Annotated in this window: 21 protein-coding genes and 1 tRNA gene; 16 read left to right on the top strand and 6 right to left on the bottom strand. The window is 59.4% G+C overall.

Going from position 1 to position 22,441, the window contains the following annotated elements; all coding sequences use genetic code 11:
• Window position 1: 1 nt before the first annotated feature.
• The 4 genes from FZ934_RS05365 (at window position 2) to FZ934_RS05350 (ending at window position 2,729) form a co-directional block, all read left to right on the top strand.
• Window positions 2-739, top strand: a complete 738-nt coding sequence (locus tag FZ934_RS05365) for an alanyl-tRNA editing protein (protein ID WP_153270218.1) — start codon at window positions 2-4, stop codon at window positions 737-739.
• A 14-nt stretch (window positions 740-753) separates the two neighbouring features.
• A complete protein-coding gene (sseA, locus tag FZ934_RS05360; protein WP_153270217.1) occupies window positions 754-1,623 on the top strand; it encodes a 3-mercaptopyruvate sulfurtransferase in 870 nt (289 codons plus the stop codon).
• 5 nt (window positions 1,624-1,628) lie between these two features.
• Window positions 1,629-2,189 (top strand): GNAT family N-acetyltransferase, encoded by a 561-nt coding sequence (locus FZ934_RS05355; RefSeq protein WP_113361640.1) that lies wholly within the window; start codon window positions 1,629-1,631, stop codon window positions 2,187-2,189.
• Window positions 2,190-2,258: 69 nt separating this feature from the next.
• Window positions 2,259-2,729 (top strand): DUF1203 domain-containing protein, encoded by a 471-nt coding sequence (locus FZ934_RS05350; RefSeq protein ID WP_153270216.1) that lies wholly within the window; start codon window positions 2,259-2,261, stop codon window positions 2,727-2,729.
• A 50-nt stretch (window positions 2,730-2,779) separates the two neighbouring features.
• On the opposite strand, the gene ald is transcribed toward FZ934_RS05350, so the two are convergent.
• The gene (gene ald, locus FZ934_RS05345; RefSeq protein WP_153270215.1) at window positions 2,780-3,898 is read right to left on the bottom strand and encodes an alanine dehydrogenase; all 1,119 of its coding nucleotides are present in this window, start codon (window positions 3,896-3,898) and stop codon (window positions 2,780-2,782) included.
• A gap of 154 nt (window positions 3,899-4,052) precedes the next feature.
• On the opposite strand from ald, the gene FZ934_RS05340 reads away from it, so the two are divergent.
• The 4 genes from FZ934_RS05340 to FZ934_RS05325 all read left to right on the top strand — a co-directional run bounded on the left by FZ934_RS05340 (window position 4,053) and on the right by FZ934_RS05325 (window position 7,970).
• The gene (locus FZ934_RS05340; RefSeq protein ID WP_056819983.1) at window positions 4,053-4,514 is read left to right on the top strand and encodes an Lrp/AsnC family transcriptional regulator; all 462 of its coding nucleotides are present in this window, start codon (window positions 4,053-4,055) and stop codon (window positions 4,512-4,514) included.
• A 65-nt stretch (window positions 4,515-4,579) separates the two neighbouring features.
• Window positions 4,580-5,488: a DMT family transporter gene (locus tag FZ934_RS05335; RefSeq protein ID WP_153270214.1), complete on the top strand. Its 909-nt coding sequence runs from the start codon at window positions 4,580-4,582 to the stop codon at window positions 5,486-5,488.
• A 72-nt stretch (window positions 5,489-5,560) separates the two neighbouring features.
• Entirely contained in the window at window positions 5,561-5,893 is a 333-nt protein-coding gene (locus FZ934_RS05330; RefSeq protein ID WP_246737842.1) for a PilZ domain-containing protein, read from the top strand.
• 88 nt (window positions 5,894-5,981) lie between these two features.
• The gene (locus FZ934_RS05325; protein ID WP_153270213.1) at window positions 5,982-7,970 is read left to right on the top strand and encodes a bifunctional 2',3'-cyclic-nucleotide 2'-phosphodiesterase/3'-nucleotidase; all 1,989 of its coding nucleotides are present in this window, start codon (window positions 5,982-5,984) and stop codon (window positions 7,968-7,970) included.
• A 29-nt stretch (window positions 7,971-7,999) separates the two neighbouring features.
• On the opposite strand, the gene FZ934_RS05320 is transcribed toward FZ934_RS05325, so the two are convergent.
• Entirely contained in the window at window positions 8,000-8,968 is a 969-nt protein-coding gene (locus tag FZ934_RS05320) for a LysR family transcriptional regulator (protein ID WP_153272369.1), read from the bottom strand.
• Between the two features lie 138 nt (window positions 8,969-9,106).
• Here FZ934_RS05320 and FZ934_RS05315 point away from each other — a divergent pair, with 138 nt between their 5' ends.
• Window positions 9,107-9,721, top strand: coding sequence for an FMN-dependent NADH-azoreductase (locus tag FZ934_RS05315; protein WP_153270212.1), 615 nt, complete (start codon window positions 9,107-9,109; stop codon window positions 9,719-9,721).
• Between the two features lie 70 nt (window positions 9,722-9,791).
• Here the strand turns inward: FZ934_RS05315 and FZ934_RS05310 are convergent, their stop codons facing one another.
• The 3 genes from FZ934_RS05310 to ilvA form a co-directional block, all read right to left on the bottom strand.
• Entirely contained in the window at window positions 9,792-11,063 is a 1,272-nt protein-coding gene (locus tag FZ934_RS05310) for a GGDEF domain-containing protein (protein ID WP_153270211.1), read from the bottom strand.
• Window positions 11,064-11,298: 235 nt separating this feature from the next.
• Window positions 11,299-11,628, bottom strand: coding sequence for an HlyU family transcriptional regulator (locus tag FZ934_RS05305; protein WP_153270210.1), 330 nt, complete (start codon window positions 11,626-11,628; stop codon window positions 11,299-11,301).
• A 36-nt stretch (window positions 11,629-11,664) separates the two neighbouring features.
• Window positions 11,665-12,915 carry a threonine ammonia-lyase gene (ilvA, locus tag FZ934_RS05300; protein ID WP_153270209.1) on the bottom strand — a complete coding sequence of 417 codons (1,251 nt, stop codon included), beginning with the start codon at window positions 12,913-12,915 and terminating at the stop codon, window positions 11,665-11,667.
• A gap of 177 nt (window positions 12,916-13,092) precedes the next feature.
• Here ilvA and FZ934_RS05295 point away from each other — a divergent pair, with 177 nt between their 5' ends.
• Entirely contained in the window at window positions 13,093-13,485 is a 393-nt protein-coding gene (locus FZ934_RS05295; protein WP_153270208.1) for a VanZ family protein, read from the top strand.
• A gap of 30 nt (window positions 13,486-13,515) precedes the next feature.
• Window positions 13,516-13,601 (top strand) — tRNA-Leu (locus tag FZ934_RS05290).
• A gap of 381 nt (window positions 13,602-13,982) precedes the next feature.
• On the opposite strand, the gene wrbA is transcribed toward FZ934_RS05290, so the two are convergent.
• On the bottom strand, window positions 13,983-14,579 hold the full coding sequence (wrbA, locus tag FZ934_RS05285; RefSeq protein WP_153270207.1) for an NAD(P)H:quinone oxidoreductase type IV: 597 nt from the start codon (window positions 14,577-14,579) through the stop codon (window positions 13,983-13,985).
• 293 nt (window positions 14,580-14,872) lie between these two features.
• On the opposite strand from wrbA, the gene FZ934_RS05280 reads away from it, so the two are divergent.
• The 5 genes from FZ934_RS05280 (at window position 14,873) to FZ934_RS05260 (ending at window position 22,434) form a co-directional block, all read left to right on the top strand.
• A complete protein-coding gene (locus FZ934_RS05280; RefSeq protein ID WP_153270206.1) occupies window positions 14,873-15,646 on the top strand; it encodes a competence/damage-inducible protein A in 774 nt (257 codons plus the stop codon).
• A gap of 97 nt (window positions 15,647-15,743) precedes the next feature.
• Window positions 15,744-16,586 (top strand): universal stress protein, encoded by an 843-nt coding sequence (locus FZ934_RS05275; protein WP_153270205.1) that lies wholly within the window; start codon window positions 15,744-15,746, stop codon window positions 16,584-16,586.
• 184 nt (window positions 16,587-16,770) lie between these two features.
• Window positions 16,771-17,268 carry a xanthine phosphoribosyltransferase gene (gene gpt, locus FZ934_RS05270; protein WP_153270204.1) on the top strand — a complete coding sequence of 166 codons (498 nt, stop codon included), beginning with the start codon at window positions 16,771-16,773 and terminating at the stop codon, window positions 17,266-17,268.
• Between the two features lie 176 nt (window positions 17,269-17,444).
• A complete protein-coding gene (locus FZ934_RS05265; protein ID WP_153270203.1) occupies window positions 17,445-18,026 on the top strand; it encodes a hypothetical protein in 582 nt (193 codons plus the stop codon).
• 586 nt (window positions 18,027-18,612) lie between these two features.
• Entirely contained in the window at window positions 18,613-22,434 is a 3,822-nt protein-coding gene (locus FZ934_RS05260) for a vitamin B12-dependent ribonucleotide reductase (protein ID WP_153270202.1), read from the top strand.
• The last annotated feature ends 7 nt before the right edge of the window (window positions 22,435-22,441 follow it).

Below are 22,441 nucleotides of genomic sequence, written 5' to 3'. Positions count from 1 at the left end.
CATGCCAGTCAATGCCCTCTATCGTGACGATTTCTATCTCTCGACATGCGAAGCGGTGGTAACCGCAATCCATGAGGATGGGGGCATCGAGCTGGACCAGACCTGCTTCTACGCAACCTCCGGAGGCCAGCCGGGCGATACCGGCTTTCTGGAACGTGCGGATGGAAGCAAGATAACGCTCGGCCAAACGAAACACGGGGCCGGCAAGGATATCGTCATCCACGTGCCTGCCGAAGGCCAGGCTTCGCCTGATATCGGCGAGAAGCTGGTGCTGCATGTCGATTGGCCGCGCCGCTACAAGCTGATGCGCATGCACACCGCCTGCCATCTGCTCTCGGTAGTATGCCCGTTCCCGATCACCGGTGCAGCCGTCGGCGAAGACGAGAGCCGCGTCGACTTCGACATGACCGACACGATCGACAAGGAAGAAGTCACGGCAAAGCTGATGGAGCTTGTCGCCCAGAATCATCCGGTCTACCTGCAATGGATCACGGACGAGGAACTCGCCGCGAACCCCGGGATCGTGAAATCAAAGAATGTCCGTCCGCCGATCGGTCTTGGGCGCGTGAGCCTTGTCTGCATCGGCGAGGACTCGGCAATTGACAGTCAGCCCTGCGGCGGCACACATGTCTCGGAAACGCAGGAAGTCGGGCAGATTCACATCGCCAAGATCGAGAAGAAGGGCAAGGAGAACCGCCGCTTCCGCATCCGTTTCGGTGTGCCTGGCGACGAAGCCTGATACAAGGAAAGATTATGAGCGAAGAGAAGAGCCGTTTCGTCGTTTCTGCCGACTGGCTACAGGCCGAACTTGGAAAGCCGGATTTGCGGGTGCTGGACGCGTCCTTCTATCTGCCGGCTCACAATCGCGATGCCAATGCGGAATACGCCGCAGGACACATTCCCGGCGCGATCCGCTTTGATCAGGACAAGATTGCCGACCATTCCGTTCCGCTCCCTCATACGATCCCCTCGCCCGAGGAGTTTGCCGCCGAAGTCGGGAAGCTTGGTATCGACGAGAACGACCGGATCGTGGTCTATGACGGGATCGGCATGTTCGCGTCGCCGCGCGTCTGGTGGCTGTTTCGCGTGATGGGCGCGAAGAACGTCTTCGTGCTCGATGGCGGTCTGGACGGCTGGAAGGCCGAAGGCCGACCGCTCGAAAGCGCCGTTCCGCAGTACGCGGCGAAGGTCTTTAATCCGCACTACGACGCCGGTCGCGTCGTTCACATCGATGCGATGCGTGCAATCGTGTCCGACGGATCCCTGCAGATCGCCGACGCCCGGAGCGCGGGGCGTTTTGCAGCGGCAGAGGCGGAGCCGCGTGCCGGCATGCGATCGGGCCACATGCCGGGTGCCCGCAGCCTCCCATCGGGCGTCTTTGCCAGCAAGGGCTATTTCAAGTCTCTGCCGGAACTAAAGAAGACGATCGAAGACGCCGGCGTCGATCTTTCGAAGCCGGTGGTCACGTCATGCGGCTCCGGGATAACGGCTGCAATCATCACCCTGGCGCTGGAATCACTTGGGCACACCGACAACAAGCTCTACGACGGATCGTGGAGCGAATGGGGCTCGCGTGAAGACACGCCCGTCGTGACCGGCCCTCCCACACCGTCCAAGGCCTGACCGACATGGCCAAGCCTCCTGCATCCCTCAACGCCCACGTCACCCATCTGGAAATGACGGCTGCTCCGAAGGCGAGCTTGCCGGTACCTGTCAACATTCAGACGGCTATCATGCGCGCGCCGTCGATGCCGCTTCCCTTCTACCGCTATCTCTACCGGCAGGTCGGCGCACGGTGGCAGTGGGTCGAGCGACTACGGATGAGCGATGAAGAACTTGCGGCGGTATTGCACGACAAGCGCAACACGATCTGCGTTCTCTACGTCAACGGGGCGCCGGCAGGCTTCTACGAGTACGTGACCCGGGATGACGACACGATCGAGCTCAGCCATTTCGGGCTGATCGAGCATGCACTTGGGCTCGGGATCGGGAAATGGTTCCTGCTACAGGCGCTCTACGCGATATGGTCGCAGAATCCGCAGCGCGTGGTGACGACCACCAATAATCTCGATCATCCGCGTGCCCTCCAGCTCTATCAGATGTTCGGCTTTTCGCCGGTTTCGACCGGTAGTGCCGTCGTACGCCCGCTGAGCGACAAAGAACTGCTGGAGCTTTTCAAGAAGAGCTGAAGCGGCAAGTATCGGGTGGTTTCCGATAGTCTTTAATGGAACCATGGCGGCCTCAAAAGGAGTTCCGCCATGTCGACCATTCACTTCTCCGCCATGCCATCAAGAGATGCCGAGCACATCTGGAACGGCGGGACCGACGCTTACGACAATCTGCCGGAGACCATGGTCTCCGATGGGCCAGGTCATCCCTGCCGCCACTGCCTGCGGAACATCGACGCGTCCGAAGAGCTTCTGGTCTTCGCATACAGGCCGTTTCCCGAGCTTCAACCCTATGCCGAGACCGGCCCGGTCTTCATGCACAAGCGTCCGTGCGCGCGATATGCCGCCGAAGAAGTTATGCCGCCTGTCCTGGGCAGCAGCCCCGACTTCATCGTCCGCGGCTACGGCGCCAACAACAGGATCGTCTATGGCACGGGTTCGGTCACGCCCGTTGCGGACATCGAGCGCTATGCGGCGCAGTTGCTGGGAAGGCCCGAGATTGCCTACGTCCACGTCAGATCGGCTCGCAATAACTGCTACCAATGCCGGATCGATAAATGAGCAGAAGCCGGCCGCTTTCGCGACCGGCCTCACATAGATGCAGGACTGAGTCAGGCGACGTTCAAGACGCTTTCCGGGGCGAACGGCTCGTAGCCGAGCGCTTCGGCAACCGGTTTGTTCGTCACCCGGCCCTTGTGGATGTTCAGACCGTTTCTAAGGTGCTTGTCTTCGGCAATCGCGCGCAGGCCACGGTCTGCGAGCGCAAGGCCATAGACCAACGTCGCATTGTTGAGCGCATGCGCCGATGTCACGGGGACAGCACCTGGCATGTTGGCGACGCAGTAGTGCACGACGCCATCGACCTCGTAGGTGGGGTCGGAATGCGTCGTCGCGTGCGACGTCTCAAAGCAGCCGCCCTGGTCGATCGCAACGTCGACGATAACAGAGCCCTTCTTCATTCCCGATAGCATCTCGCGCGTGACAAGCTTCGGCGCCTGAGCACCCGGAACCAGAACCGCGCCGATCACCAGATCGGCCGAGAACACCTCGTCCTCGAGTGCCTGGATGCTGGAGTAACGTGTGTGCACGCGGCCGGCGAAAATGTCGTCGAGCTGGCGTAGCCGCGGCAGCGACTTGTCTAGAATGCAGACGTCGGCGCCAAGACCGGCAGCCATTCTTGCAGCATGCAGCCCGACGACGCCGCCGCCGATCACGGCAACCTTGGCCGGCAGAACGCCGGGGACGCCACCAAGCAGAATGCCGAGGCCGCCATTTGCCTTCTGCAGCGCCGTTGCGCCCGCCTGGATTGCAAGGCGACCGGCAACTTCCGACATCGGCGCAAGCAGCGGCAGCCCGCCGCGCTCATCGGTAACCGTCTCGTAGGCAACTGCGGTCGCACCGGATGCCAGCAGTCCCTTCGTTTGCTCCGGATCCGGCGCAAGATGGAGATAGGTGTAGAGGATCTGACCTTCACGCAACTGAGCCCATTCGACGGGCTGCGGTTCCTTCACCTTCACGATCATGTCGCACTTGGCGAAAATATCCTTTGCCGAGGCGGCGATCTTAGCACCCGCTGCGACATAGGCTGCATCATCTGCTCCGATCCCTGCTCCCGCTTTTGTCTCGACCCATACCTCATGGCCATGCGCGATATATTCGCGCACAGAAGCCGGCGTCAGACCGACGCGGTATTCATGGTTCTTGATTTCCTTCGGGCAACCGACACGCATAGGCGTTCCTCTCGTTATTATTCCGCAGGGCGGATTGTGTTTACCGGGAAATCTAAGCACCAACCTCGTGCAAGGTCCTTGCAAAGAGGAATTGCAAAGCGAGAGATTTTCGATGAATGTTGCGAAAACTGCCTGAAAATCGAAAGTTCTTCGAATGTCAGACTTGGATAGCATCGATCTTGCGATTCTGAAGACGCTCCAATCCGATGCGCGCATCACCAACTCAGACCTTGCCGCAAAAGTCGGGCTATCGGCATCGGCCTGTTCGCGGCGGCTTGATATCCTGGAACGGCAGGGTGTGGTGCGCGGGTACCATGCGCATGTGTCGCACAAGGCACTCGACTACAAGATGATCGCGATCGTGCACATTTCGCTATCCGGGCAGTTTGCAAAGACACTTTCGGAGTTCGAGGCCGCGGTGAAGCGGTGTCCCAACGTCCTCGTCTGCTATCTGATGTCCGGCGAATACGACTACATCCTTCGCGTCGCCGCGCGCGACCTGGAGGATTACGAGCGCATTCACCGCGACTGGCTATCGGCGCTTCCGCATGTCGTGAAGATCAACTCAAGCTTCGCGCTACGAGAGATCATCGACCGGCCGAATGTCGGGCTTTGATGTCGCTGCCGCAGCACCTTGAATTTCAGATGGCAGCGCGCGTTTCGCCAAGATAAGACCCGAACATGAAATCGAAGACGCACGGCTACATTTTCGCCCTCCTGGCAATCACCATATTTTCGATACAGGACGGCATCTCGAAGCATCTCGGTAGCGCCTACCCGCCGGTCTTCGTGACAATGGTGCGTTACTGGGCATTCGCGCTCTTCACGATCGTCCTGGCTTCGAAAATGCGCGGCGGCTTGAGGGCAACGGCCAGAACAAAGCGGCCCTTCCTTCAAGTTACGCGAGGCGTCCTGCTCGCTGCGCAGGTCGTCGTCGTCGTCGTCGTCAGTTGCTTCGCTCTCATCGGGCTGGCGCATTCGCAGGCGATCTTCTCGGCGACACCGATCCTGATCGCACTGCTTTCCATGCCGATCCTCGGCGAGCGCGTCGGATGGCGACGCTGGACGGCAATCGCCGCGGGACTGATCGGGGTTCTGCTGATCCTGAAGCCCGACGGCGGCATTTTCGATACCAAGCTGCTGCTGGCGATCTTCTCCTGCTTTCTCTTCGCGTTCTACGTGATCGCCACCAGGCTAGTGAGCAGAGAGGATTCGGCGATGACGAGCTTCTTCTACACCGGCGTCGTGGGCGGCATCGCGATGACCTTGATCGGGCCCTTCTACTGGACGTGGATGTTGCAATCGGACTGGATCTGGATGCTTCTGGTCTGCATGACCAGCATCTCGAGCCACTATTTCCTGATCCGGGCCTATGACATGCTCGATGCGGCGGCCATTCAGCCGATTACCTACCTGCAGCTCGTCTACGCTTCGGTGATCGGCGTTACGATCTATGGAGAGAGCCTCAGCCTGAACACGATCGTCGGCTCGCTGATCGTTGTCGCGTCCAGCATTTTCACCATCTGGCGGGAGCATGTCGTCGCGCGCCGGCAGGCGATCGCGCGGCAGCAACGATCCGTGCAATTTTAAGGAAGCAAATAAAGGGACATCAATCAGTCATTGCTACTATGCCCGCATCGTATCGTTTGGGGAGCAAAGCTGATGAACAACCTCAATATCATAACGCGCAAGGCGGAACGAAAGATCTGCCGGATTTTCGGCAAGGTACGTTATCTCAACAAGGAGGTGGACGCGCGCATCGTCAATCTGTCCACCAGCGGCATCGCCCTCGAGGTAAGATCCCCGCTGCACGCATCGTCGGGGAGCCGCGTGCAGATCGTCGCCGACGACCTCGGTGCTCTGCAGGGAATCATCCGCTGGAGCCACAATGGCCGCCTCGGAATTCAGTTCGATCCGAACTCCAATTCCCGCGCCCAGGTTTCCTCCTATTTCCGGTTTTTCCACCGCGACGTCAAACCGGTCCTGATGCGGTAACGCATGTCATATTAAGGGTTTACTCCGCCGCAAATGTACCTAGTCTCGCCTCCGGGCCGGGCGACGCGTCATTTTCGAAGGAGCTTTCATGTCATCTCGTTTTGAATTGCCGCCGATGAGCAGACGTTCACTGCTCACCGGCATGGCCGCCACGTCGGCTCTCGTATTGCTGCACCCTTTCGCGGCGCGCGCCGGTGCAAACCAGGCGCACCTGCGGCTGATGGAAACGACGGATATTCACGTCAACGTCTTTCCCTACGACTATTATGCTGACAAGCCCAATGACACGATGGGCCTGGCGCGAACGGCCACGATCATCGATGGTATCCGCGCAGAGGCCAGCAACTCGCTACTGATCGACAACGGCGACCTGCTGCAGGGCAACCCGATGGGCGACTATATGGCCTATCAACACGGCATGAAGGATGGCGACGTCCATCCTGTGATCAAGGCGATGAACACGCTCGACTATACGGTCGGGACCTTGGGGAACCACGAGTTCAATTACGGCCTGGACTTCATGTTCAAGGTCGTGAAGGGCGCGAACTTCCCTTTCGTATGCGCCAACCTGACCAAGGGTCAGGTCGCCTCCGATCCGAAGAAGGACGACCTCTTCTTCAAGCCCTACGTCATCGTCGAGAAGATGATCAAGGACGGCAGCGGTAGCGAGAGCCCCGTGAAGATCGGCTTCATCGGCTTCGTGCCGCCGCAGATCATGTTGTGGGACATCAAAAACCTGGAAGGCAAGGCACAGACACGCGATATCGTCGAAGCGGCTAAAGCATGGGTGCCGGCCATGAAAGAGGAAGGCGCCGACATCGTCGTGGCGCTCTCGCATTCCGGCATCGACGGGTCGGCGCTCTCCGAGAAGATGGAAAATGCGTCTCTTCACCTCGCGGCAGTCGACGGCATCGACGCGATCTTTACCGGGCACCAGCATCTCGTCTTCCCCGGCCCGAAGACCTGGGACGGCATCCAGAACGCGGATCCCGTCAAAGGCACGCTGCACGGAAAGCCGGCGGTCATGGCCGGTTTCTGGGGATCGCACCTCGGCCTGATCGACCTGCTGCTGGAGAAAGACGGCAAGAGCTGGAAGATCGTCGACTTTACCTCGGAAGCTCGTCCGATCTACCATCGTGACGACAGCAAGAAGGTCATTGCAAACGTCGCCGATCAGAAAGGCATCATCGAAGCCGCCAAGGCAGAGCACGAGGCAACCCTTGCCTATGTCCGCACGCCCGTCGGCAAGACGTCGGCGCCGCTCTATTCGTATTTCGCGCTGGTCGCGGACGATCCGTCCGTTCAGATCGTCTCGCAGGCACAGACCTGGTATATCAAGCAGATGCTGGCGGATACCGAATTCAAGGATCTGCCGGTCCTATCGGCGGCAGCCCCCTTCAAGGCAGGCGGGCGCGGAGGAGCCGACTACTACACGGATGTTCCAGCCGGTGACATCGCCATCAAGAACGTCGCCGATATCTACCTCTATCCCAACACCGTTCAGGCCGTCGTGATTACCGGCGAACAGGTTCATAACTGGCTCGAAATGTCGGCCGGGATGTTCAACCAGATCGCCGCCGGCAGCAAGGATGCCGAGCTGCTGAACGCCGATTTTCCGTCCTACAATTTCGACGTCATCGACGGTGTGACGTACGAGATCGACCTTTCCCAGCCGCGCAAATACGATAACGACGGGAAGGCAATCAATCCGGCCTCAAACCGAATCCAGAGCCTGCAATTCGCCGGAAGGCCGATCGATCCGAAGCAGAAGTTCGTCGTGGTGACAAACAACTATCGTGCCGGCGGCGGTGGCAAATTCCCCGATATCGCGGCCGATAGGGTGGTCTTCCAGGCACCGGATACCAATCGCGATGTCATCGTGCGCTACATCCACGACCAAGGCACGATCAACCCGTCAGCAGACGGAAACTGGATTTTCAAACCGCTCGCGGGCACGACCGCGACGTTCCAAAGCGGCCCGAAGGCCAGACAGTTCATCGCAGAGGTCAAGGGTGCCAACATCGAAGATGCCGGCGACGGCGCCGATGGCTTCGCAAAGTTCAGGCTGGTCCTTTAAGGGAAGCGGCGGGGCTAACGCGCCCCGCCTCATTCCGCGGCCAGAGGCACATCCGGCGAACGAATCTCGCTCAACGCAGCGTGGAAATCCGCGTGGCTCGGACATGCGGTAAGGCGCGTCCGAAACGCATCGATCATCCAGGTCGCGGCCGGCCCTGGCGGGCTTGCCACCCTTCGCATCGCGTAGATCGGGTATTCACCCTGCTCATAGGCTTGCAGATCGAGATGCACGAGGGCGCCGCTCATCAGGTCGTCGCGGATGATCGAAGCAGGCAAACCTCCCCAGCCAAGGCCGCCGCGGATCAATGCATGCTTGCTGGCAATGTCGCTGACACGCCATGTCTTGTAGGACAGCACATTGAAATCCCTGCCCTTCGTCAGGCCGGACGCATCGGTGACAACAAGCTGCACTTCCTCGCGTACGTCGGCGAGTGTCAGCGGCCTGCCGATATTCGCCAGCGGATGCGTGCTTGCCGCCACTGGCATCATGAAGGAATGGCCGATCCGTTCGATTGTGATCGAATCATCCTGCTTCAGCACCGCGCCGCCGATTCCGATCGACGCCTTGCCCGTCAGGACGGCATCCATGACCATGCCGAGCTCACCGGCGTTCAGGTTGAGGGATACCGTCGGGAAACGTTCTCGAAATTCGCGCAGCACGTCCACGATGGCTCTCGATGGCACCATGACGCTGATCGCGACGGATACTTCCGCTTCCAATCCTTCCTTCAAGCTCTTCACGCGAGCGCGCATGACCTGCAGGTCGGTCAAAAGCCGGCGAGCATCCTCGAGCATTGCCTTCCCGGCTTCGGTCAGCTTCGGCTGGCGGGCTCCGGAACGCTCGAAGAGCGGCATTTCAAGCTGCGCCTCGAGATTGGCGATCGTGTAGCTAACCACGGACTGCGCACGATTCAGCGCACGCGAGGCCGCCGAGAAGCTGCCTGTCTCGGCAACGGTCAGAAATACCTGCAGCTGGTCCAATGTGGGGTTCGGAAGCATACCCATCCAATCCATCGATAATCTTGATCGACATTATCCCAGTTTTTTAGATAGGCCGCCAGACATATTTCTCCTCTCGAACCGGTGTCCGACGACTCCCAAGCGGGCCCCGAAGCCAAGACGAGAGGAATATCAATCATGTCTTCCATTCTGCTTCTGACCTCCAGCCCGCGCGCCGAGTCTCTGTCCACGACCATCGCCGCCGACCTCGCAAGCAAGCTCCAGACCCAGCGCGCCGGCACCGTTGTCGTGCGCCGCGACCTGGCTGCCAAGCCCCTGCCGCACATCGACGATCTCTTCACCGCAGCCATCCGCAAGCCGGCCGACCAGCGCACCGCGCAGGAAGCCGAAGCCGTGAAGACCTCCGATGAGCTGGTCGACGAACTGCTCGCTGCAGACACGATCGTTATCGGCACCGGCCTCATCAACTTCAACATCTATTCTTCGCTGAAGACCTGGATCGACAACGTCGCCCGTGCCGGCCGTACCTTCCAGTACACCGAAAGCGGCCCGGTTGGCCTGGCCACCGGCAAGAAGGTTTATGTCGTCCTGGCATCCGGCGGCGTCTATTCGCAGGGTCCGGCTGCAGGCATGAACCACGCTGTTCCGTACCTGAAGTCGGTTCTCGGCTTCCTTGGCATCACCGACGTCGAAACCATCTATGTCGAAGGCCTGGCATTCGGTCCTGAAGCTGCCGAGAAGGCTATCGGCGCCGCCAAGGCACGCGCTGAAGAAATCGCGCTGGCCGCTTAAGGCACACTATTCCTGATAGGTTCAGGCGGTCGGTCTTGCCGGCCGCCTTTTCTTTTGCCGGTTTGAATTCTCAACCTGTCTGGTCGAGACCGGCGCGGCCGACAACGCAGTTTCTTCCGCTGCGCTTTGCTAGATAGAGGCGCTCGTCGGCGGCCGAGAGCACGCTCGTGAAGCTTGCGCCGTCAGCGGCGGCCGTAGCAACGCCAACGCTTACCGTGACCTGCCGCCCGTCCGGCGTGCTGACGCTGTTTGCGATCGTCCACCGCAGCCGTTCAGCAAGGCGAAGTCCCTCGCCGTGATCGGTGGCCGGGCAGATCGCCACGAACTCCTCGCCACCAAAACGGAACATGCGATCGTTGACACGCAGGATGCTGCCCAGGCGCGCAGCAATGGCCTTCAGCACCTCATCCCCCTGAAGATGCCCGAACTGGTCGTTGACATCCTTGAAGTGGTCCGCGTCGAGGATCATGACCGTGACGTCCTGCCCCTGTCGCAGCGCTTCCTTGATCATGGCAGGCGCTTCAAGTTCCAGCCGTGTGCGATCGTAAAGACCAGTGAGGACATCCCGACCGGTGCGGCTCAGGAGGTCGTTGTAACGCTCGCGGAATGTCAGATCGCCAAAGATGTCACCGATCGGTCGGGAATTGAACGCAAGCACCGAGTTGCGGCGGATCCCATGCTCGTAAATCGCAAACATCGCCGTATAGAGGCAGACGGAAAACATCTTCGCCTTCCATCCGCCCCAGAATGCAGCGGCCGGCACATCGAAGAAATAGTGAACCGCGCCAAAAAAGCCGATCTGGTCGAATGTCAGAAGCGCAAATCCGCAAAGCATGAAGCGCAGGACAACCTTATGCCTGAGATGACGCCCGAGGCGTTCGTAGAGCAGGATGATCCCGATCGAGTCGAGATAGAGAAGCGCTGTGCCCCACAGCATCAGGCCGCCCATTTCCTTCAGGAACTCGAAGTTCGCGCCCTGACCTGCAGATACCTGACCCAGCGCGTGCAATTGCAGCAGCCATGCAACGCCGACCGTCAACAGGTTGCCGATGAACAGTCCGTAGATCGGCTGGCGTACGATCGCCGCGTCCTCCTGCAGATAAAGCATCAGGATCATCATGAGCTTTCCGGCGAAAAAGACGGATGAGCCAGGCGATACCGTTCCGAACGGAAGCGGCACATAGAAGACAGCCGCGAGGTACGTTTCCATGAAATGCATGACGCCGAGCGCTGTCAGGAACATACCCAGGCCCAGGCGGTATCGGAAATGCAGCAGCGTCACCATCAGCGTGAAATAGCCAACGGCCTCGACGACAAAGAGGAAGAGATTTACGTTTTCCATAGGTCGGTCCGGCCACCGGCGTTCGGTCGGAACCGGCGAAGCGCCGGGCTCAACTCAAGGCAATCGTTTGCAACCAGCCGATCGACGGAACGAAATAAAGTCGGAATTTCAACGGGCTTAAACACAAAAAAGATCCTGCAAAACCTGCAGGCGATATCATTCGCTTCAATACTTTAAAAATGGATGAGCAAAACGCGTGCGGCACTTGTCAGTGATCGATTCACGGCGAAACCGATCAGACCTGTCGCACCTTTGCACCATCGCTGAACAGCGACGGGCCGTTCTGATCGATGATCTGCTGGGCCTTGCGCACCGTGCACTCAATGGCGTCGTCGGACGATGAGAACATGTCTGCGCGAATGAAATTGCGCACGAGCAACTCTTCTCCGACCGTTTTCTCGATGCGTCCAGCGAGGCGATACTGCCCGCCTTCCTTCTGCGGCTCGGCATAAATGGTGCAATCACCATAGAGCTGCGGCTCGGAGGTTGCGGCCGCAGCGCCACCACCCGTCGATTTCGCGCCACCGGAAAACATGGAAAAAATACTGGAAAATATAGAAGCCATGTCCCGCCTTTATCATGCTGTCCGGCAACGGAAAAGTTAAATAATCAGGTTCGCCAGGATCTCGTTTTCCGTGATGTCTTCGAAGCCGATCGCCGCGTTTTCGAAATTGGCCACAAGCTGGGCAAAGTTCTCCGGCGCCTTGGTCTCGATGCCGATGAGGACCGAACCAAAGTTGCGGGCCGTCTTTTTCAGGTATTCGAAACGAGCGATATCGTCGTCCGGCCCCAGGAGATTGAGGAAGTCGCGCAATGCGCCCGGCCGCTGCGGCATGCGCAGGATGAAGTATTTCTTGAGGCCAGCGTAGCGCATCGCGCGCTCTTTCACATCAGGCAGCCGCTCGAAGTCGAAATTGCCGCCGGAGACGATCGCGACAATTCTTTTGCCCCGGATCGCGTCCGGATCCATCGAAGCCACGGCGGTCAGCGACAACGCGCCGGCGGGCTCCAGCACGACGCCCTCGACGTTCAGCATTTCGCTGATCGTCACGCAGATGGCATTCTCCGGCATGAGAAGAACCTGTTTGGGCGAGAAGCCTTTCAGGGCTTCGAAGTTCAGATCTCCGATCCGGCCGACGGCCGCACCGTCGACGAAATTGTCGACTTTTGGCAGCGTCACGACCTGCCCGGCTTCGATGCTCCGCGTGAGGCTGGGAGCACCGGCAGGTTCCGTGAAGATAAAGCCGTCCCTCGGAACGATGTCCTTTAGATAGCCGCTGACACCAGCAGCGAGACCACCACCGCCGACGGGCATGACGACGAGGTCGGGCACGGTGCCATCGGGCAATTGCTGCATGATCTCGGCCGCAACCGTCGCCTGCCCTTCGATGATGTCGATATGGTCGAACGGCGGCACCATGACGCCGTCGATCGCTTCGACGTGATCTCGCGCGGCCTTGTAGCACTGATCGAAGAAGTCGCCGGTCAGCTTGATCGTGATGAACTCCCCGCCGAAAATCCGGGTCTTGTCGATCTTCTGCTGCGGAGTCGTCACCGGCATGAAGACGACACCGGGAACACCGAAATGACGGCAAACGAAGGCAAACCCCTGGGCGTGATTGCCGGCGGAGGCGCACACGAACGTCTTATCGGCAGCGCCTGTCACAAGCGCCTTGCGGAAGAAATTGAAGGCACCGCGGATCTTGTAGGAGCGAACGGGCGAAAGATCCTCGCGCTTCAGCCAAATCTCCGCACCGTATCTGGAAGAAAGGTGCTCGTTGAGCTGCAGCGGCGTTGCCGGAAAGAGGCTCCGCATTGCTTCTTCGGCGCGTTCGACATCCTGTGTGGTCACGGTTCCGATCCCTTGCTGTTTCGGCCCCCGCTATGGCACAGGGATAACAGCGAAAGAAGCCCATTTTCCGCTTGAATTGACTTCTATGGCAGAAGTCATAAAGCAAGCCCGAAAAAGAGCGCGTGATAACGAAATTGTGCACTGCACTCATATTTCGAGATCGATAATATAGGTGTGATGATCATCAACAAATTTGTCAAACCAATCGCCTGGTGCCTGTTGGGCGGGATAATTTTCGTTACCGTTTCGCCGATCGGGTTGCGACCGCACACGATAACAACGGTCAATATCGACCGCGCGCTGGCTTACCTTCTGGTGGGCCTGGTTTTCGCTGTCGCCTATCCCAAGCATTGGATGCGCATCGCGCTGCTCCTTATCGTCGGTGCAGTGGCTATCGAGTATATGCAGTATTTGTCGCCGACCCGTCATGCGCGTCTGCATGATGCCGCGGTCAAGGCTGTCGGCGCGTCCTTCGGCGTTATGGCAGGATGCCTCTTCAACAGATTTCGCCCTGACGTCGCAGAAGGCCGCACACGCCGGCCGGTGCTTGCCTCCGACACACTTGACTGAATCGCGTTAGTCGTTGAAGGAGAAGGCCACGCGGGCGTGGCGAAACTGGTAGACGCAAGAGACTTAAAATCTCTCGGCCTTTGGCTGTGCGGGTTCGATCCCCGCCGCCCGCACCAGGATCCAAATCCATGCGCTGCAATCGATCCGAAACACCCGCCGGATCGGCCTCCATCACAAGACGCTTTATCACTACGTTAGAATGTGTTTCTATGCGCCCGCGAGGGAAATGCGGCGATAGCGTGTAGTTTGTAAGCTTGTCTTGTGGGAGTAAGGCGATGGTTTACGATTGGGATGGCGCTCGGACACGGCGCCTGAAGCTATTTCGAGCAGGCACGACATTTCTGATTGCCGCAGCGGTCGTCGGCGCGACACTTCTCTTATACACCGCAAAACTGCATGAGTTGTATGGATAGCGCCAAGGCCTATCAGCTTTCTTGCACTTCATAAAAAAGCGCGCCCGATGTTGGACGCGCTTTCCATTGTGAACAGGGTCGCTGTTAGGCGAGCTTTGCCGCGATCTTCGCGACGTGTGCGCCCTGATATTTTGCTGCTTCCAGCTCGATAGCGGAGGGCTGGCGGGAACCGTCGCCGTTCGTGATCGTGGACGCGCCGTAGGGCGAGCCGCCCTTTACTTCTTCCGTTCCCATCTGCCCCTGGAAGGCGTAGGGCAGACCGACGACGACCATGCCCTGATGCAGGAAGGTCGGGATGAAGCCGAGGATGGTGGATTCCTGGCCGCCATGCTGCGTGGCCGAGGACGTGAAGGCCGAGCCGACCTTGCCGACGAGCTTGCCGTTGAACCACAGGCCGCCCGTCTGGTCCCAGAAATTGCGCATCTGCGAAGCGACGGTGCCGAAGCGGGTGCCGGCGCCAACGATGATCGCGTCATAGTCGGCAAGTTCGTCCGGCGTCGCGACCGGAGCGGCCTGGTCCATCTTGAAATGGGATGCCTTGGCGACTTCTTCGGGAACGAGTTCGGGCACGCGCTTGACGGTGACATCAGCGCCAGCGGACTTCGCACCTTCGGCAACCGCATAGGCCATCGTCTCGATGTGACCGTAGGACGAATAGTAAAGAACCAGAACCTTAGCCATTTTCGCAATTTCCTTCTTTGGCGGTACCGACGGCGCCGGATCAGGCGCGCCGAAAAGTACCCGTTTGATAAACTGTTGGATCATAGACGATGCCTCACAACGCCTTGCTGCGTTCGAGGCAATAGCTAACGCGGCCCTCCTTGGACCGCCAGCCACAGGCGGGGAAACTCAGTGTTCAATCATAGTGGACGACATCAGGCTTGCATTCACATTTTCGCGAAAAAACACAAAGGCTTCCTGTACCGCCTATTTGCTATAAGTTCATAACAACGCATCGAATACGAGACCTTTTCATGACACAGGAAATTGTAACGGCCGCCATGCTCGCCATCGGCGATGAGCTCCTTTCCGGCCGCACCAAGGACAAGAATATTGGCCACCTGGCGGATATGCTGCTTCTGGCGGGAATCGACCTGAAAGAGGTCCGTATCGTCGGCGACGAGGAGGATGCAATCGTCGAGGCGCTCAACGCGCTCCGCGCGAAGTACGATTATGTCTTTACGTCGGGCGGGATCGGACCGACGCATGACGACATCACGGCTGACGCGGTTTCGAAGGCATTCGGCGTCGCCTGCGACTACGACGACAAGGCGATGGCACTGCTCGGTGACATGTACAAGCGCCGCGAACTGGAGTTTACCGAGGCACGCAAGCGCATGGCGCGGATGCCCGTCGGAGCCCACCACATTCCCAATCCGGTTTCCACCGCGCCGGGCTTTGTCATCGGCAATGTCCATGTCATGGCAGGCGTGCCACAGGTCTTTCAGGCTATGGTCGACGCGGTTATCCCCACCTTGCGAACAGGAACGCCGGTTCTGTCTCTCGCCATATCCTGCCCCTTCGGCGAAGGCGACATCGGCACGCCGCTCGCGGCAATTCAGAAAGCCCATCCCGAGACCAGCATCGGGTCCTATCCGCGCTATGTCGGCCAGAAGTTTTCGACAGAGATCGTCGTTCGCGGCCGTGCACAGGATGTCATCGACGCTGCGGGCGCCGACGTCCGGGCAATGATCGACGCGATCCAGAAAGCGAAGGAAATTCAAGAAAACCATTCGGCCGAGGCGTAGATTTACAGCCGATCGGCCCCACATGATTTAAGTCAAGGAAACGATCACCTTCAAGACGCATTGATTGCACAAAGACCTTTTCGCGCAGGAGAACCTGATGTCCTACAAAACGATCCTTGCCATTCTCGATACGGCCGACAATTGCACAGCCGTTGCCGATTTCGCCTTTGCGATCGCGGCAGAAAACAACGCGCATGTCATAGGTTTGCACGCCGAAACGGTGGCTGTCGTGCCGCTAGTCGCGCCTATGGAGATCCCCGATCCGGTGGCTGTGCAGGCTCTCCAGGACATGGCGCACGCCGAAACGGTCAACATCGAACGCATCGTGCAGCAGAAGGCGCAATCGACGGGCGTGTCCTTCGAATGGCGCAGCTACGCCTCCTCCACCGGATATGGAATCGGGCCGCTTATCGAAAGCGCTCACAGCGCCGATCTCATCATCGCCTCACAGGCGGATCCTTCAAAGCCGTCAGACAGTCATGTCGACGTGGACAGCTTTCTGCTGGAAAGCGGTAGGCCGGTGCTGATGATCCCGTTCATCATACGCCAACCCAAGCCGATCAAGCGCGTTCTCATTGCCTGGAACGGCTCGAAGGAAGCGGCGCGCGCTGCGTTCGATGCCCTGCCCTTCCTCAAGGCCGCCGATGAAGTAGAGGTTCTATCCGTCGATCCGGTCGACAATGCCCTGCAGTCGGCGGCAGTCGCCGGAGCCGATATCGCCGCAACGCTCGCGCGCCACGGCGTCAGGGTAACGCTGTCCACCGCGACCAGCACCGACAAGCACGCCGCCACCGTCATCGAGAACAGGCTTTCCGACAGCAGCATCGATCTTCTGGTCATGGGTGCCTACACGCATTCACGGCTTTGGCAGATGATTTTTGGCGGAACGACGCGCACGTTGCTGCAGTCGATGACGGCACTGACATTGCTGTCACGATGATAGACGCCGCGAAGGGCTTGCCTTTTGCAGCCAAATTCCGCTAATTGCCACGACCGACGATAGCTCCGGCTTCGGTTCCATCGCGCAGTTTCGACTGCGCGATTTGCGTTTGACCGAATGACGCAGCCAAGAGCGTCGGTCGCCGATCTCAGGCGCTCATCATTTCATGCCTCGGAGCACGCTCATGTCCCTTCCCGATAAAGCCTTTCCCGTATCCTGGGACCAGTTCCATCGCGACGCTCGCGCGCTTGCATGGCGCCTTGCCGGGCTCAACCGCGAATTCAAGGCGATCGTCTGCATCACGCGCGGCGGGCTCGTGCCTGCGGCCATCATTTCGCGCGAACTGAACATCCGCCTCATCGAGACGGTTTGCGTCGCCTCCTACCACGACTACGTGAACCAGGGCGACATGATGCTCTTGAAGGGGATCGCGCCGGAACTGCTCGCCAATGGCGGCGAAGGCGTTCTTGTCGTCGACGACCTGACGGACACCGGCAAGACGGCTTCGGAAGTGCGCGCCATGCTGCCGAAGGCACATTTCGGCTGTGTCTACGCAAAGCCGCAGGGCGTTCCGACGATCGATACCTTCGTTACCGAGGTCAGCCAGGATACCTGGATCTACTTCCCCTGGGACATGGGCTTCACCTACCAGGAGCCGATCTCCAAGGGCGCGCGCGGATAATACGCCGCAAACGCACGAAAACAGAGAGAACAACCCTAAATTGTTCCAATCTTTGTTTACCAACATCGCGATTTTGACTGTGCTCCATCCCCTGCTGGCTTTATCATAACGCACACGGACGGAGAGCAACGGCGCTCTCCAGGGGGCACAGTCGCTAGCGCGATGCTGAAACAAATATGATGCGTTGGCGATTGGTCGGCTTCGTTGCCGCTCTGGGGCTCTGTCTGCACGGCTTGCCCGTGGCTGCGGAGCCCGCCTATGTTTCGGTCGTGCGCGAGTTCGTCGAGAAGCGCGTCAAGCCGGTCATTCTCGTTCCTCTCGTGCGCAAGGCGATCGAAGACCAGAACGCCAAGTTCGGCGATATCAGCGAGATGGATGTCCGGGTGCTGGACAATACCTACCGGTCGGAAATCCAAAACGGCGAATGGCAAATGGTGAAGCGGCTCTTAGAAAAGCCGGTATCGCGCTATCTCAAATCCAAGCAGGATGATTCGCAGGGCGCGATTGTCGAGATTTTTGTCACCGACCGGCATGGCTTGAACGTCGGCCAGAGTGTCCCGACAACCGACTACTGGCAGGGCGATGAAGACAAGTTCTTGAAAACCTTTGCCAAAGGTACCGACACGACATTCATCGATCGCGCCGAACGGGACGATACCACCCAGCTTCTGGAGACGCAGGCGAGCTTCGTGATCCACGACGAGATCGGCCGGGCGATCGGCATCGCGACGGTCACAATTGCCATCGACGCGCTGTAATTTCCGAAACGAATCGCTATGCCGATTTGCAGTGGAAATGCCATCAGCAAATCTGCGGTTTGACGCAATTTTGTCATTTTCTCGGATTTCCGATGCAGTCTTGACGACAAGCCATTGAAATACAAGCGTGACTTTCTTTTCCCCAGTCTCCACAGGGCGATCCACAATATCTTGTGGTGAACACTTCGTTAAAAACCACCCCTTGACGGAATCGCCCTCTTTCAAGTTAATGAAACTCCGATGTTGCGGCGGCAGCTGGACCGGAATTAACGAGGCCGGTTCTCATCGAAAATCGAACGCAGAATCAGGGTGTTGCATCCTTTCACGGATCGCCGCCCAGAGGGGATTCTGCGCGATTTTCGGCCCTCGAAAAACGACATCAGGGGGCTGGCGATAATAAGCTGTTAATACTATATTTAGTGTTTGCAGCCACCATCACCACAATATACAGGAAGAGCATCTCCGGATGACACTCCTGTGACGGTACGGAAACGAGAACTGGCTGCGCTTCTTTCGGCGTCGCCGGAGGTGGAAACTTGCGCCTGGTCAACGGGGACGGGGCGCGCAAGCTAGAGGTTAAGGCAAAATGCGCATAGAACGCCGTTTTACGAAGGCAGATCAGGGCGCTTACGCGGCTATCGAATTCCGCAAGGCGACCAGCGAGATCAAGAACCCGGATGGTTCGATCGTATTCCGCCTCGAGAACATCGACGTTCCCGCGCAGTTTTCGCAGGTTGCCGCCGACATTCTGGCGCAGAAGTATTTCCGTAAGGCCGGTGTCCCTGCTCGCCTGAAGAAGGTCGAGGAAAATGACGTTCCCTCCTTCCTGTGGCGCTCGGTTGCCGATGAGGCTGCCCTGAAGGAACTCCCGAAGGACCAGCAGTACGGTTCGGAAACCGATGCGCGCCAGGTCTTCGACCGTCTTGCCGGCACCTGGACCTACTGGGGCTGGAAGGGCGGCTATTTCTCGTCCGAGGAAGATGCCTCTGCTTTCCGCGACGAACTTGCCTACATGCTTGCCACACAGCGCGTTGCCCCGAACTCGCCGCAGTGGTTCAACACCGGCATGCACTGGGCCTACGGCATCGACGGCCCCGGCCAGGGCCACTTCTATGTCGACCCCTTCACCGGCAAGCTGGTGAAGTCGAAGTCGGCCTACGAGCATCCGCAGCCGCATGCCTGCTTCATCCAGTCCGTTGAAGACGACCTCGTCAACGAAGGCGGCATCATGGACCTGTGGGTCCGCGAAGCACGCCTGTTCAAGTACGGCTCCGGTACCGGCTCGAACTTCTCCTACCTGCGTGGCGAAGGCGAAAAGCTTTCCGGCGGCGGTCGCTCGTCCGGCCTGATGAGCTTCCTGAAGATTGGTGACCGCGCAGCCGGCGCGATCAAGTCGGGCGGCACCACGCGCCGTGCGGCGAAGATGGTGGTTGTCGACATCGACCACCCGGATATCGAGGAATACATCAACTGGAAGGTGAAGGAAGAGCAGAAGGTTGCTGCTCTCGTCACCGGCTCCAAGGTCGTCGCCAAGCATCTCAAGGCGATCATGAAGGCCTGCGTCAACTGCGAAGCTGACAATGGCGATTGCTTCGACGCGAACAAGAACCCTGCCCTGAAGCGCGAAATCCGCGCTGCCAAGAAGGACCAGGTTCCGGAAAACTATATCGGCCGCGTCATCCAGTTCGCCAAGCAGGGCTACAAGGACCTCGAGTTCAAGACCTACGACACCGACTGGGATTCGGAAGCCTACCTGACAGTCTCCGGCCAGAACTCCAACAACTCGGTCTCGATCAAGGACGACTTCCTGCGCGCTGTCGAAAACGACGGCGACTGGAACCTGACCGCCCGCAAGGACGGCAAGGTCATGAAGACGCTGAAGGCGCGCGACCTGTGGGAATCGATCTCCTACGCCGCATGGGCCTCGGCCGATCCGGGCCTGCACTTCAACACGACGATGAACGACTGGCACACCAGCCCGGCTGCAGGCTCGATCCGTGCCTCCAACCCGTGCTCGGAATACATGTTCCTCGACGACACGGCCTGCAACCTTGCCTCGCTGAACCTCATCCAGTTCAAGGACGCCGCAACCAAGCGCATCGATATCGCCGATTACGAACATGCCGTTCGTCTGTGGACGGTCGTTCTCGAAATCTCCGTCATGATGGCGCAGTTCCCGTCGAAGCAGATCGCCGAGCGCTCCTACGAATACCGCACGATCGGCCTCGGCTACGCCAACATTGGCGGTCTCCTGATGTCGTCGGGCATTCCCTATGACAGCGACGAGGCGCGTGCCATCGCAGGCTCGCTGACCGCGATCATGACCGGCATTTCCTACGCCACCTCGGCCGAGATTTCCTCTGAACTCGGACCTTTCCCGATGTTCAAGCCGAACCGCGAAGCCATGCTGCGGGTCATCCGCAACCATCGCCGCGCCGCTTACGGCGAGACCACGGGCTATGAAGGCCTGTCGATCAACCCGGTCGCGCTGATCCACTCCGAAAACCCGGACCAGGATCTGGCGGCACACGCCAAGAGCGCCTGGGACAAGGCTCTCGAGCTCGGCGAAAAGCACGGCTACCGCAACGCCCAGGCAACCGTGATTGCGCCGACCGGCACGATCGGTCTCGTCATGGACTGCGACACGACCGGCATCGAACCCGACTTCGCGCTGGTGAAGTTCAAGAAGCTCGCCGGTGGCGGCTACTTCAAGATCATCAACCGCGCCGTTCCGGAAGCGCTGCGTACGCTCGGCTACTCCGAAAGCCAGATCGCCGAGATCGAAGCCTACGCTGTCGGCCACGGCAACCTGAACCAGGCGCCGGCGATCAACCCCGGCTCGCTGAAGGCCAAGGGCTTCACGGACGAGAAGATCGAGGCACTGAACGGCGCGCTGAAGCAGGCCTTCGACGTCAAGTTCGTCTTCAACCAGTGGACGCTCGGCGCCGACTTCCTGAAGGGCACGCTGAAGGTTACAGACGAACAGCTCGGCGACATGGGCTTCAACCTGCTCGAGCACATCGGCTTCTCGAAGAAGGACATCGAGGCTGCCAACGTTCACGTCTGCGGCGCGATGACGCTGGAAGGCGCGCCGTTCCTCAAGAACGAACATCTCGCCGTCTTCGATTGCGCCAACCCATGCGGCAAGATCGGCAAGCGTTATCTCTCGGTCGACAGCCACATCCGCATGATGGCCGCCGCCCAGCCGTTCATCTCGGGTGCGATCTCCAAGACGATCAACATGCCGAACGACGCGACGGTCGACGATTGCAAGAGCGCCTACATGCTCTCCTGGAAGCTCGGCCTGAAGGCAAACGCGCTCTATCGCGACGGCTCCAAGCTGTCGCAGCCGCTGAACGCCTCGCTGATCGAAGACGAAAGCGATGAGGACGCGCTGGAGGATCTGCTGCAGCAGCCGGTCGCCGCCCAAGCCGTCACCATCACCGAGAAGATCATCGAGCGCGTGGTCGAGCGCGTCACCCGCGAACGCGAGAAGCTGCCGAACCGCCGCCAGGGCTACACCCAGAAGGCCGCCGTCGGCGGACACAAGGTCTACCTGCGCACCGGCGAATTCGGCGACGGCCGCCTCGGCGAGATCTTCATCGACATGCACAAGGAAGGTGCGGCCTTCCGTGCGATGATGAACAACTTCGCCATCGCGATCTCGCTCGGCCTGCAGTACGGCGTGCCGCTCGAAGAATATGTGGAGGCCTTCACCTTCACCAAGTTCGAACCAGCAGGCATGGTCATCGGCAACGATGCGATCAAGAACGCCACGTCGATCCTCGACTACGTGTTCCGCGAACTGGCCGTCTCCTACCTCGGCCGTCACGATCTCGCGCATGTCGATACGTCGGACTTCTCGAACACGGCACTCGGCAAGGGCATCCAGGAAGGCAAGACAAACCTGCTGTCGACAGGCTGGACGCGCGGCTACAAGCCGACGCTGGTCTCCGGCAACGAACGACAGGCGTCCGGAGAACCCAAGGGCTCGGCAACAGCCGCCCCTGCCCGTGGCTCGACCGGTGCGACGGTAACGTCCTTCGCAGGCGCTGCCGCCCGCAAGATCGAGCCGACGACCGCCATCTCGACCTCCGAAATCGTCGCCTTCAAGCGCGATTACGAGGAGCGCGCCAAGGAACTGGCTGAGGAGATCGCCGAGGAGGTGATCGAAGAGGTCACGACCGAAGTGCAGCAGCAGGCAACGGCTCTGTTCTCCGACAAGGCCGCGGCTGACGCCGCATCGGCCAAGACGGAAGCCAAGAAGATCGAATCCGAGCGCCGCGCCCGGTCTATCATGCAGGGCTACACCGGCAACATTTGCTCCGAATGCCAGAACTTCACGATGGTGCGCAACGGCACCTGCGAGAAGTGCGACACATGCGGCGCGACGAGCGGCTGCAGCTGATCGGGAC

The organism is Rhizobium grahamii (assembly GCF_009498215.1).
GTDB classification, from domain to species: Bacteria; Pseudomonadota; Alphaproteobacteria; order Rhizobiales; family Rhizobiaceae; genus Rhizobium; species Rhizobium grahamii_A.
The sequence above is the reverse complement of the archived record's forward strand: the minus strand, read 5'-3'. Positions and strand labels throughout refer to the sequence as shown.

Bases quoted from the DNA above. Each gene is read 5' to 3' on its own strand.
- FZ934_RS05355 (WP_113361640.1), top strand. From the start codon at position 1,629: ATGGCCAAGCCTCCTGCATCCCTCAACGCCCACGTCACCCATCTGGAA.
- FZ934_RS05315 (WP_153270212.1), top strand. From the start codon at position 9,107: ATGTCTTCCATTCTGCTTCTGACCTCCAGCCCGCGCGCCGAGTCTCTG.
- FZ934_RS05330 (WP_246737842.1), top strand. From the start codon at position 5,561: ATGAACAACCTCAATATCATAACGCGCAAGGCGGAACGAAAGATCTGC.
- FZ934_RS05295 (WP_153270208.1), top strand. From the start codon at position 13,093: ATGATCATCAACAAATTTGTCAAACCAATCGCCTGGTGCCTGTTGGGC.
- FZ934_RS05260 (WP_153270202.1), top strand. From the start codon at position 18,613: ATGCGCATAGAACGCCGTTTTACGAAGGCAGATCAGGGCGCTTACGCG.
- FZ934_RS05320 (WP_153272369.1), bottom strand. From the start codon at position 8,968: ATGCTTCCGAACCCCACATTGGACCAGCTGCAGGTATTTCTGACCGTT.
- gpt (WP_153270204.1), top strand. From the start codon at position 16,771: ATGTCCCTTCCCGATAAAGCCTTTCCCGTATCCTGGGACCAGTTCCAT.
- FZ934_RS05275 (WP_153270205.1), top strand. From the start codon at position 15,744: ATGTCCTACAAAACGATCCTTGCCATTCTCGATACGGCCGACAATTGC.
- FZ934_RS05350 (WP_153270216.1), top strand. From the start codon at position 2,259: ATGTCGACCATTCACTTCTCCGCCATGCCATCAAGAGATGCCGAGCAC.
- FZ934_RS05340 (WP_056819983.1), top strand. From the start codon at position 4,053: ATGTCAGACTTGGATAGCATCGATCTTGCGATTCTGAAGACGCTCCAA.
- wrbA (WP_153270207.1), bottom strand. From the start codon at position 14,579: ATGGCTAAGGTTCTGGTTCTTTACTATTCGTCCTACGGTCACATCGAG.
- FZ934_RS05305 (WP_153270210.1), bottom strand. From the start codon at position 11,628: ATGGCTTCTATATTTTCCAGTATTTTTTCCATGTTTTCCGGTGGCGCG.
- ald (WP_153270215.1), bottom strand. From the start codon at position 3,898: ATGCGTGTCGGTTGCCCGAAGGAAATCAAGAACCATGAATACCGCGTC.
- FZ934_RS05325 (WP_153270213.1), top strand. From the start codon at position 5,982: ATGTCATCTCGTTTTGAATTGCCGCCGATGAGCAGACGTTCACTGCTC.
- FZ934_RS05265 (WP_153270203.1), top strand. From the start codon at position 17,445: ATGATGCGTTGGCGATTGGTCGGCTTCGTTGCCGCTCTGGGGCTCTGT.
- FZ934_RS05310 (WP_153270211.1), bottom strand. From the start codon at position 11,063: ATGGAAAACGTAAATCTCTTCCTCTTTGTCGTCGAGGCCGTTGGCTAT.
- sseA (WP_153270217.1), top strand. From the start codon at position 754: ATGAGCGAAGAGAAGAGCCGTTTCGTCGTTTCTGCCGACTGGCTACAG.
- FZ934_RS05335 (WP_153270214.1), top strand. From the start codon at position 4,580: ATGAAATCGAAGACGCACGGCTACATTTTCGCCCTCCTGGCAATCACC.
- FZ934_RS05365 (WP_153270218.1), top strand. From the start codon at position 2: ATGCCAGTCAATGCCCTCTATCGTGACGATTTCTATCTCTCGACATGC.
- FZ934_RS05280 (WP_153270206.1), top strand. From the start codon at position 14,873: ATGACACAGGAAATTGTAACGGCCGCCATGCTCGCCATCGGCGATGAG.